Annotated in this window: 9 protein-coding genes; 4 read left to right on the top strand and 5 right to left on the bottom strand. The window is 63.1% G+C overall.

The window, feature by feature from the left end; genetic code table 11:
- Positions 1-27: 27 nt before the first annotated feature.
- The 3 genes from PF1751_RS15805 to PF1751_RS15815 form a co-directional block, all read right to left on the bottom strand.
- Complete coding sequence (locus tag PF1751_RS15805; protein WP_010209714.1) at positions 28-1,866, bottom strand: amidohydrolase; 1,839 nt, start codon at positions 1,864-1,866, stop codon at positions 28-30.
- Positions 1,863-2,453, bottom strand: coding sequence for an antibiotic biosynthesis monooxygenase (locus tag PF1751_RS15810; RefSeq protein WP_010209713.1), 591 nt, complete (start codon positions 2,451-2,453; stop codon positions 1,863-1,865). Before PF1751_RS15810 ends, PF1751_RS15805 begins: the two co-directional genes overlap by 4 nt.
- A gap of 423 nt (positions 2,454-2,876) precedes the next feature.
- On the bottom strand, positions 2,877-3,785 hold the full coding sequence (locus tag PF1751_RS15815; protein WP_010209712.1) for a LysR family transcriptional regulator: 909 nt from the start codon (positions 3,783-3,785) through the stop codon (positions 2,877-2,879).
- A 206-nt stretch (positions 3,786-3,991) separates the two neighbouring features.
- Here PF1751_RS15815 and PF1751_RS15820 point away from each other — a divergent pair, with 206 nt between their 5' ends.
- A complete protein-coding gene (locus tag PF1751_RS15820) occupies positions 3,992-4,390 on the top strand; it encodes a helix-turn-helix domain-containing protein (protein ID WP_010209711.1) in 399 nt (132 codons plus the stop codon).
- A 58-nt stretch (positions 4,391-4,448) separates the two neighbouring features.
- Positions 4,449-7,211: an ATP-binding protein gene (locus PF1751_RS15825; RefSeq protein WP_044287340.1), complete on the top strand. Its 2,763-nt coding sequence runs from the start codon at positions 4,449-4,451 to the stop codon at positions 7,209-7,211.
- Here PF1751_RS15825 and PF1751_RS15830 read toward each other — a convergent pair.
- Complete coding sequence (locus PF1751_RS15830; protein ID WP_010209708.1) at positions 7,158-8,681, bottom strand: ATP-binding protein; 1,524 nt, start codon at positions 8,679-8,681, stop codon at positions 7,158-7,160. The genes PF1751_RS15825 and PF1751_RS15830 overlap by 54 nt on opposite strands.
- A 95-nt stretch (positions 8,682-8,776) precedes the next feature.
- The gene (locus PF1751_RS15835) at positions 8,777-9,727 is read right to left on the bottom strand and encodes a GlxA family transcriptional regulator (protein WP_010209707.1); all 951 of its coding nucleotides are present in this window, start codon (positions 9,725-9,727) and stop codon (positions 8,777-8,779) included.
- 180 nt (positions 9,728-9,907) lie between these two features.
- Here PF1751_RS15835 and PF1751_RS15840 point away from each other — a divergent pair, with 180 nt between their 5' ends.
- Both PF1751_RS15840 and PF1751_RS15845 read left to right on the top strand, forming a co-directional pair.
- Complete coding sequence (locus PF1751_RS15840) at positions 9,908-10,630, top strand: pirin family protein (RefSeq protein ID WP_010209706.1); 723 nt, start codon at positions 9,908-9,910, stop codon at positions 10,628-10,630.
- Between the two features lie 145 nt (positions 10,631-10,775).
- Entirely contained in the window at positions 10,776-11,201 is a 426-nt protein-coding gene (locus PF1751_RS15845; RefSeq protein ID WP_044287341.1) for a hypothetical protein, read from the top strand.
- The last annotated feature ends 12 nt before the right edge of the window (positions 11,202-11,213 follow it).

Here is an 11,213-nt window from a genome sequence, read left to right on the forward strand (position 1 = left end):
GGTAACTCCTTTAGGGATGTATGGAATTCAGAAGGCAAAGCACGAGCAGCCAAACGCCCCCCAGAAACCCTGGAAGTCGCTGACCGGCACACTGGAAAGGCGCGCCTTTTCATGGCTATGGGAATGCACGCCGCACGGGCCGCTGCATTGGTGCACCTGAGCCTGCAAGGGCGAGCTTGGGCGCCAGTGCCCTGGCACCTTGACCACCGGCGACCAATCCGGCAGCACCGGAACGCGCGGCGGTGCGTAATCTTCGAAGTCACCGGCGCCGTAGACCACCTTGCCACCGACCACGGTCAGTACCGACTCGATCCACTTGATGGCCTCTTCGTCGACGCTGAAGAAGTCCGCCGACAGTGCCGCCACGTCGGCCAACTGCCCGACCTTGATCTGGCCCTTCTTGCCCTGCTCGGACGAGAACCAGGCGCTGCCATGGGTGAACAGCTCCAACGCGGTGAGGCGCGGCAGGCCCTCGGCGTGCAGTTCCAGGCCACCGACGGTGCGGCCGCTGACCATCCAGTACAACGAAGTCCACGGGTTGTAGCTCGACACCCGCGTGGCATCAGTGCCCGCCCCGACCGGCACGCCTTCGGCGAGCATGCGCTTGATCGGCGGCGTGGCTTCGGCGGCCTTGGCGCCGTAGCGCTCGACAAAGTACTCGCCCTGGAATGCCATGCGGTCCTGGATCGCGATCCCCCCGCCGAGGGCGCGCACACGCTCGATATTTTTCGGGGTGATGGTTTCGGCGTGGTCGAAGAACCACGGCAAGCCGTTAAACGGGATGTCGCGGTTGACCTTCTCGAACACGTCGAGCATGCGCGAGATGGATTCGTCATAGGTCGCGTGCAGGCGGAACGGCCAGCGCTGCTCCACCAGGTGGCGTACCACCGGCTCCAGCTCCTGCTCCATGCTCAACGGCAAATCCGGGCGTGGCTCAAGGAAGTCTTCAAAGTCCGCCGCCGAGAACACCAGCATCTCGCCCGCGCCGTTGTGGCGCAGGTAGTCATCGCCCTGGTGCAGGGTGACGCTGCCGGTCCACTGCTTGAAGTCGCTGAGTTCTTCCTTGGGCTTCTGGGTGAACAGGTTGTAGGCGATACGCACCGTCAACTGTTCGTCCTTGGCCAGTTGCTCGATCACTGCGTAATCGTCCGGATAATTCTGGAAACCGCCGCCGGCATCAATGGCGCTGGTCAGGCCCAGGCGATTGAGTTCACGCATGAACTGGCGAGTCGAGTTGACCTGGTATTCCAGCGGCAGTTTCGGGCCTTTGGCGAGCGTCGAATACAGGATCATCGCGTTGGGACGGGCCACCAGCATGCCGGTAGGGTTGCCGTGGCTGTCACGCACGATCTCGCCACCCGGCGGGTTTGGCGTGTCCTTGGTGTAGCCGGCCACGCGCAGCGCAGCACGGTTGAGCAAGGCGCGGTCGTACAGGTGCAGCACGAACACCGGCGTATCGGGCGCTGCCTGGTTCAACTCTTCGAGGGTCGGCATGCGTTTTTCGGCGAACTGGAACTCGTTCCACCCCCCCACCACGCGCACCCACTGCGGGGTTGGCGTACGGTCGGCCTGGTCCTTGAGCATACGCAGGGCATCGGCCAGGGACGGCACGCCTTCCCAACGCAGTTCGAGGTTGTAGTTCAAGCCGCCACGGATCAGGTGCAAGTGGGAGTCATTGAGGCCGGGGATGACGGTACGGCCCTTGAGGTCGATGACCTGGGTACCACTGCCGCGCAGGGCCATGGCTTCACCGTCACTGCCCACGGCGACAAAGCGCCCCTCGCGGATGGCGACGGCAGTGGCGCGTGGGTTTTCACGGTCCACAGTGTGGAACTGGCCATTGAACAGAATCAGATCGGCGTTCATAGGGTTTCCTTTACAGAGGCTTCAAGCCAGGGAGCGAACAGGCGGGTGGCCGCCGGCATCAACAGGTAGACCACCAGCACAACGATAGTCACGGTGACCAGGAACGTGGCGACCACGTAGTTGGACAGGAACGGGTGCAGGCGCAATACCGGGCCCCACACGATGGGTACCAGCAGGGTCAGCGGCAGGATGACGCACAAGGTGACCACCGCCTGTTTCCAACGCGGCGGCTTGGCGGCGTTTTCAGATTCGGGGTTGAACCAGAATTCGTTAACCGCGCCGATTTCGGTGTTGTCACCTTCGGCCAGCATCGGAGTGGCTTCGGCGATCAAGGTCTTGCGTTCGGGAGAGTCGAGCCAGGTTTCAAGGTCGTCGGTGGAGCGGTAGCGCAATATGCAGGTGAACAGTGCCAGTTTGCCCTGCTTGCTGCGCACTACGTCGACACCGAGGTGGCCAGGACGGTCGCCGGCGATGCGCACGATGCGGCGTAGCCAGGCTTCGTAGTCGGCTTCATGGCCTTGTTTGATCAGGTGTTTGACGACGAGGGTGACGACTTCGTCGGGGCCGGGTTTTGCTGCTGGGTCCATGGGATGTCCCTCTGCCTTGATGTTTCAGCGATGAGGGGGAGTTTGCCGGGGGTGCGGTGGGGAAAATTGGATGTACGTGCTGTTTGGTGGGGTTGCCCGAGATCACGATCAACAGCCAGATCAAGAGCAGCAAGATATCGGCTGATAGAGGCAGACCCAAATGTGGGAGCGGGCTTGCTCGCGAATGCGGTGGGTCAGTTGATATATCTGTAACTGACCCACCGCATTCGCGAGCAAGCCCGCTCCCACAGTTTTTGACCGAGTTCGACCACACAATACCGGTCGGCTATAAGACTGCCGCGCTTTGGTTTTTGATCTTCGGCGCCCCCGTAAAACACGCTGACCGAACGCAGGCTTTGGAGCGTGCGCAAGGGCGGAACCAATAGCAGTCGTTACCGCAGAAATGGATATGGACTCAAAAGATCAAACCACCCGCGCCATATGCTCCCCAATCCGCGCCCGCAACCAGCGTTCCGCCGGATCATTGTCATGCACCCCACTCCACACCATCGACAACTCCGCCGCGTCGATGGCGAACGGCGGGTCCTCCGCGCGCAAGGCGGTGCCTTCGGTCAACGCACACGCCGCATAATCGGGCACCGTCGCGATAATCTGGGTGCCCGCCAACAGCGCCCGCAATCCGCTGAACTGCGGCACGGCCAACACCACCCGCCGCGCCCGGCCGATGCGCGCAAGGTCCAGGTCAATGTTGCCGCTCAAATCCCCGGAAAACGACACCATCGCATGGGGGCGCTCACAGTAGTCATCCAAGGTCAGCGGTGCAGCACCGTCATCCCCACGCAAGACCTTGCACGGAATGTCCCGCAGTTTCTTGCGCTTGGCATTCGCCGGCAACTCGGTGGTGTAGCTCACCCCTACCGTGATCTCCCCACTGGCCAGCAACGACGACATCAAGAGGTAATTAGCCCGGCGAACCACCACGATTATCCCTGGGGCCTCCTCGCGCAGTTGACTAAGCAGGGGTGGGAACAGGCCAAATTCAGCGTCGTCCGAGAGGCCGATGCGGAACACCGCACAACTGGTAGAAGGGTCGAAATCCTTGGCACGGCTGACGGCGCCGGAAATAGTGTCCATGGCCGGTTGCAACTCCTTGAGTATCGCCACGGCGCGTGGCGTGGGCTCCATGCCCCGCCCGTTACGCAGCAGCAACGGGTCGTCGAACAGATCGCGCAGACGCCCCAAGGCCGCACTCACCGCCGGCTGCCCCATAAAAAGCTTTTCGGCGACACGGGTCAGGTTCTTCTCGAACATCAACGCTTCGAAAATCACCAGCAGGTTCATGTCGACGCGGCGCAGGTCGTTGCGGTTCATAGGAGCATGTCCAAACGGTTGGCAAGCCTACAGATAAGCATGGGAAAAGCGCCCTGCATTGCATGCCTGTGCTGTCTTTTCCAGCTCGGCACCTGGCGAAATTAACAACGATTAACTCGTCAGCCGGATGGTCCGGCAACAAGATGGGCCCCGTCTACACTGCATCCATCCACCGGGAACGCTCCCATCGACTGCGGATATTTGTCATGGCCCGACTCGAGCAATATGCCCCTCGTCTGTCCGCGACCGGAGGCCTGTGCCCTCGGCGCGAGCGCATCGCCAAGCAACTGATCCTGGCCAACCTCGGCGAAAGCCTGGCCATTGCCGACCTGGCCCAGGCCTGCGCGTTGTCACGCAGCCATTTCTCCCGCGCGTTCAAGTGCACCACCGGGTTGTCGCCGCAGGAGTGGATCCGTCAACAGCGCATCCAACGGGCCAAGGAACTGATCACCAGTTCATCCCTGAGCCTGACGCAAATCAGCCTGGAATGCGGGTTTTGCGACCAGGCGCACTTCTGCCATATGTTCACCCGCAGCGAAGGCGTCAATCCCATGACCTGGCGAAATCGCTACTTACGCCATAAGCCTCAAGTGATCGCAGCCTAGTGGTCGGTGCTTACCTGGAATATGCTGGCCGCTCTGTCCTTTTCGAGCATGGCCTTCCATGAGTGACCTCAGCGACCAGGCTGTGCATTTCGGCCCCTATCGTATCCACCCGCGCCAGCGCCTGGTGCTGGAGGCCGGTCGCCCGTTGCGCCTGGGGCGGCGCGCAGTGGAGATCCTGCTGATCCTGCTCGAACAGGCCGGCAATGTCGTGAGCAAGCAGGAATTGATCGCCCGCGTCTGGCCCAAAAGTGTGGTGGAAGACGGCAACCTGCGGGTGCATATGGCGGCGTTGCGCAAGGCCTTGGGCGATGGCCAGGCCGGGCAGCGCTATATCGTGACCGTCGCCCAGCGCGGCTACAGTTTTGTTGCGCCACTGAGCATCGAACCGATGACGCTACCCACCGAGGGCGCCCCGCAAGGCACGTGCCACAACCTGCCGCTGCGCCGTACCCGGATGCTCGGGCGCCAGGCCCTGATCGACAGCCTGGTGCAGCAACTGCCCGAACAGCGCTTTATCACCCTCACCGGCGCCGGCGGGATCGGCAAGACCACTGTCGCGCTGCGGGTGGCGGAACTGCTGATCGGGCATTACCGCGACGGCATACGTTTTCTGGACCTGGCGCCGCTGAGTGCGCCGTCGATGATCTTGCCCAACCTCGCAGCGCTGCTCGACCTCACCCACACTGAGCATGAGCGCCTGGTCGCGTTCGCCCGCAGCCTGCAGGAACGCCAGGTGCTGCTGGTGATCGATAACTGCGAGCACCTGCTGGACGACATCGCCCTGATCAGCGAAACCCTGCTACGCCACGCGCCGAGGCTGCATATCCTGGCGACCAGCCGCGAGGCACTGCGCGCCGAAGGTGAGTACGTGCAGCGCCTGGAGCCCCTGGCCTGCCCGCCGGCCGCCGGCAACCGCGCCCAGGCGTTGGGCTATCCGGCCCTGCAATTGTTGATCGAACGGGCCATGTCCCACCAGGACAGCTTTGAACTGAGCGACGCCGAACTGCCGCTGGCGATCGATATCTGCCAGCGCCTGGACGGCATTCCCCTGGCGATCGAGTTGGTGGCGGCGCAGATCGAACGCTTTGGTTTGCCAGGTCTACTGGTGCAAATGGAGGACAACTTCCGTTTGCTGACCCGCGGTCGGCGCAGTGCCCTGCCCCGCCATCAAACCCTGCGGGCCACGCTGGACTGGAGCTTTGAACTGCTCACGGCCTGCGAGCAGATCTGCCTGCGTCGCCTGGCCGTGTTTCGCGGCGGGTTCAGCCTGGCCAGCGCGGCGGCGGTGATTGCCGGGGGACAGGTCGCGCCGACCGAGGTGCTGGCCTCGATCACGCAATTGGTTGCCAAGTCGTTGCTCAATGTAGAAGCCGGTGATGACGAGATGGTCTATCGCCTGCTGGACATCACCCGCACCTACGCCCTGGAAAAGCTTAGCGTTGCCCAAGAGCTGGACGCCACCCGCGACCGCCACGTCGAGCGCTGCCTGGCGCTGATGGAACAGGCGCGCGAGGATTGGGAGTCGGTCGCCACTCAAGCCTGGATCGACCGCTATGCACCGCTGCGTGAAGATATCCGCTCGGCCCTCGACTGGGGGCTCGCGCAGGAGGGCGAACACCTGCTGGCGATCCGCTTGACGGTCAGCGCAATGCCACTGTGGCAAGAGTTGTCGTTGCTCAGGGAACACCGCTTGTACGTGGACAAGGCGCTGGCGTTGATGGACCAGGCCGTCTCGCCCTGCCCCCGTTTGACGATGCAACTGCAGTTGGCGCTGGGCAGCCTGTCCTATCACGCCATGGGCGGTGCCCCGCAGACCATTGCCGCGTTTGTCAGTGCACGGCGTTTGGCCGACGCGAGCGAAGATGTCCCAGGGCAATTGCGTGCGGTTTCCGGGCATATGGCGGTGAACCTGTGTGCTGGCCAGTATCGCCAGGCGCTGGCGCACAGTCTGCAGTTCGATCGTCTCGACCCACGCACCGACCCGCAACTGGACATCAGCGCCCAGCGCTTGCGCGTACTGGCCCAGCACTACAACGGCAACCAGGCACTCGCCCGGCACAATGCCGAGCAAGTGATCCAACGCATGGCGCACAGTGGCCACCTCAACCGGTTTGCCCACGGCATCGGTGTGCAATACGACCAGAGCGTCGCCTCACTCACGGTGCTGGCGCGAATCCTGTGGTTGCAAGGCTTTCCCGAGCAAGCCTGGCGCACCGCCAGCCAAGCGCTGGGGTTGGCGCAGCAGATCAATCATGGCACCTCAATCTGTTACACCCTGGCCCTGGCGGGCGTGGCCATCGCCCGCTACAACGGTGACGAAGACGCCGCCCAAACCCTGCAGGCGTTGCTGTTGGAACACGCCCACAAGCATTCGGTGCAGTTATTCAAGACCTGGGCAGGCCACTACGCGGGAATCCTCGGGCACAAGGACCTGCAAGGCCTGGGGTTGATCGAGGACATCCTTGTCACGCTGGGTTCCCACGCTGTGGACGCGCCCGGGTTCGACCGTGCCCGCGCCGGCGACGCGGGCTGGTGCACCCCGGAAATCCTGCGGGTACACGCCGAAAGCATGACCGATGCCCGCGCAGCCGAAGCACTGTTGCTGGAGGCCCTGGGCCTGGCGCACCAGCAAGGCGCGCTGGCCTGGGAATTGCGCTGTGCAACGTCACTGGCGGGTGTGTGGCTGTCCCAAGGCCGTCTAGAGGCTGCACGGGACTTGCTGGGCTCGATTTACGCGCGGTTCACTGAAGGTTTTGCCACCCCTGACCTAGTCCGCGTACGCCGCCTGCTCGACGAGTTGCAGGACAAACGGCCGGCCTGAAAACGGCCCCAGGTAATGCCCATAGCCCTGCTGCAAGCGCGCCACCTGCTCCGGGTCACGCAGCTGCGCCAGGGCATAGCTGCGCACGCAGTTGAGCAGGCGGTAGCGCGCAAGGCCCGGGCCAGGTTCAAGGCTTAGCAACGAGGTATCAACCAGGCGCCCCAGCAGGTACGACAGGTCAGCGTGTTCCAATTCAGTCCCGCTGACCAGCTTGCTCAAAGTGGGCAAGGTCACGGCCATCTTGAACAAACTCAACTGCAGGAACAGCCAGCGCTCCGGCAGGCTCAGGCGTTGGTAGGTCCAGTCCAGGGCGGCAGTCAGGGATTGATGGCGTTCCACCGCCGTACGCCGGCCGCGGGTCAGCACCTGCAAGCCTTTGCTCAGTTGCTGCTGCAAGCCGCGCACGCCGAGCGCATCGACCTGGGCGGCGGCCAGTTCAAGGGCCAGTGGGATGCCATCAAGGCGCCGGCAGATATCGCGCAGTGGCGCCAGGTCCTGGGGCCGCAGCACAAACCCCTGCTGACCGGCGCTTGCCCGCGCCGCAAACAACTGCACGGCCGGATACGCCATCGCCTGCTCAACACTGCCCAGCGCCGACGGTGCAGGCACTGCCAACCGGGGCACGCGTTGCACCCACTCGCCCGCGACATGCAGGGCTTCACGGCTGCTGACCAGCACGCTGACCTGGGGCGCTTTTTCGCGCAGCACCCGCACCAGGTGCCGGCAGGCGCCCAGCAGCAGGTCGGCGCCATCCAGCACCAGCAAGAGCTGGCGGGAGGCCAATTGATGGCCCAGCTCGGTGGCACTGGCGATGGGCTCCAGGTGCAATGCCGTGGCCAGGTGGCGCAGCATGGCCACCGGCGCCTCGACGGTGGCCAGGTCGACCCACCACACGCCATCCCGGTAGCGCGGCAATACGCGTTCGGCCAACGCCAGGGCCAGGGTGCTCTTGCCGACGCCGGCGCAGCCAGTGAGCGTCATCAACTGCAGCCCGGACAGACGCCGCACCAGTACACCCAGCAATGCCTCGCAGCCCATCACCGCGCTGAGCCGTGCGCTCAGATTGTGCCGGGGCAACGTGGCTGGCAGCCCTTCCTGCAGCTTGACTGCGAAGCAATAACCACGCTGGGGGTCGTTGAGGATATAGCGCTGCCCATCGAGGGCACGGCGCAGTGCTGCGATGTGCACGCGCAGGTTGTTCTCCTCCACCACGCTGTTCGGCCAGACCCGCTCGATCAACGTCGCCTTGCTGATGAATTGCCCGGGTGTTTCGAGCAGCACCGTGAGGATATCCAGCGCACGTCCCCCCAAGGGCACCGGCCAGCCAGACTTGCTGACCCTCCGCTGTTGCCGGTGAAAGACATAAGCGCCGAAGCGCTGCGTGCCATTAATGTCAATCGCCTGAGGGTTATTCATGCGTGTAAAAGCGCTGAAACGCCCGGCCTTGGGCGTCTGCGCATCCTTTTCCATGGGCCTGACGCTATCTTGCCACCTGGGGATGGCAGGACAATGCTGGCACGGGGAGCGACACGGACATTCGGGTGCGCAACACGGACATTCTGTCGTTAACTGAACTGTTGTCGGTATTGGGTCGGGTTCAGGCCCAGTTTCTCGCTGAACAAAAAGCGCATATGCCGCACGCTGCCGAAGCCTGCGTGGAACGCCACGGTCTTGAGCGGCAGGTCAGTGGTTTCCAGCAACTGCCGGGCGCGGTCGATGCGCGCGCCTTGCAGGAACGCCATGGGCGTCATCTGCACCTCCTTGGCGAACAGCCGCGCAAAATGCCGCGCACTCATGCCAGCCAACGCGGCCATGGACTCGATGGTGAAGGGTTCGCACAGATGTTCGAGCACATGGTTCTGCACACGGGTAATCGCGGTTTCTTGAGGCGCAACCGCCGCCGTCATCGGGCTGAACTGGGCTTGCCCGCCCTGGCGCTTCATCACCACCAGCAGCACCTTGGCCACGTCCACCGCGACTTGCTTGCCGTGGTCCTGGGCCACCACCGACAGTGCCAGGTCGATACCGGCCGTAACGCCGCCCGAGGTGATCAAGCGACCGTCCTGCAAATAGATACGATCAGTTTCGACAATAGCCTTGGGGAACGCCTTGATCAGCCGCTCGGTGTAGTGCCAATGGGTGGTCACGCGGTGATTGTCCAGCAGGCCGGCATGCCCAAGCACAAAGGCCCCGGTGCAGATAGAACCGAAGCGCCGCGCCCGCGGGGCTGCTGCCTTGAGCCAGGGCAGCAACGCGGGGTGGCATTCGTTGTAGGCACCGGGACCACCGGGCACCAGCAACAGGTCATAGGCGTCCTGGGCCTGGTCCAGTAACAGATCAGTCTGCACCGCTACGCCATTGGAGGCACGCAGCGGGCCGGGCTCGGTGCCGAGGGTGAGGATCCGGTAGTGCTCCGCCGCCGGCAGGTAGCGATTGGCAATCGAAAATACTTCCAGCGGCCCGGCCATGTCGAGCAGGAGGAAGTCCGGAAACAGCGCCATGGCCACGGTTTTCATATCGGGGAGGATCCATCGTCAAGGAGTGCGGACGGCATTATGGCACGTCCGCCACTGTCAACTCATGAGAGACAGTTATTCAGTTTTCATCTTCTTAATGAATGTTTCAGTAACCATTAACCTTCTTCTCAACGCCGGAGCCCTGCATGTCGCAGCCCGCTCCCACTTGAGGACAAAACCATGCTGACCCTTCGCAAAGCTTCCGAACGCGGCGCCGCCAATCACGGTTGGTTGAAGTCGTTCCACACCTTCTCGTTCGCCAACTACTGGAACCCGAAAGAACAAGGCTTTTCCGACCTGCTGGTGATCAACGATGACCGCGTCGCGGCCGGCAAAGGTTTCGGCCAGCACCCGCACCGCGACATGGAGATCTTCTCCTATGTGCTGGAAGGCGCGCTGGAACACAAAGACACCCTGGGCACGGGCTCGGTGATCCGCCCTGGTGATGTGCAACTGATGAGTGCCGGCAGCGGCGTGGCCCACAGCGAGTTCAACCATAGCCAGACCCGTGGTGTGCACTTCCTGCAGATCTGGATCGTGCCGAATCAAGCCGGCGCCGAACCGCGCTATCAGCAGGAGCACTTCAGCGAGGCGCAGAAACGTGGACGCCTGCAGTTGATCATCTCGCCGGACGGCAGCGATGGCTCCCTCAGCGTGCGCCAGGACGCACGGGTGTACGCCGGGCTGTTCAACGGCGACGAGGCCGCAACCCTGGACCTGGCGCCCGATCGGCATGTGTACATCCATGTGGCCCGAGGCAGCGTTGAAGTCAACGGCCAACGCTTGCAGGAAGGCGACGGTGCCCGTGTGCGGGATGAACGGCAGATCCGCCTGGGCCACGGCGAAGACGCCGAGGTGCTGGTGTTCGACCTGCGCCCGCAGGAACTGCCGCAGATGCCTTGACCGGCCCTGCGATGGCTCGGCGGAACGAGCCATCGCTGAGGTCGATAGTCACCATCAGCCCAATGAAGTTCTCTTAAAAAATGCAACGCGTAACATCAACCCCATACCAGCAACAACCCAACTAAAACACTCGGAGCACACCCTCATGAAACGCCAAATCTTGCTTAGCCTCGCTTTCTCGGTACTCGCTGCAAACGCATTTGCTCACCCTGTCGTTGCTGAAGGCGGCTCGGATCGCCTGATCGAAAATCGTGTCGCAGAGGGTGGCTCGGACCGCCTGCAAGGTAACCGCGTTGCCGAAAACGGTTCGGACCGCCTGCTGGAACGTCGTATCGCCGAAGGTGGTGCTGATCGTCTGCAAGAACGTGGCCTGGCGGAAGGCGGGGCTGATCGTCTGCAGGAACGTGGCCTGGCTGAAGGCGGGGCTGATCGTCTGCAGGAACGTGGCCTGGCTGAAGGCGGGGCTGATCGTCTGCAGGAACGCGGCCTGGCTGAAGGCGGGGCTGATCGTCTGCAGGAACGTGGCCTGGCTGAAGGCGGGGCTGATCGCTTGCAAGGCAACAACGTTTAACCCCGCGCTGCT

This window comes from Pseudomonas simiae (assembly GCF_000934565.1).
GTDB classification, from domain to species: domain Bacteria; phylum Pseudomonadota; class Gammaproteobacteria; order Pseudomonadales; family Pseudomonadaceae; genus Aquipseudomonas; species Aquipseudomonas simiae.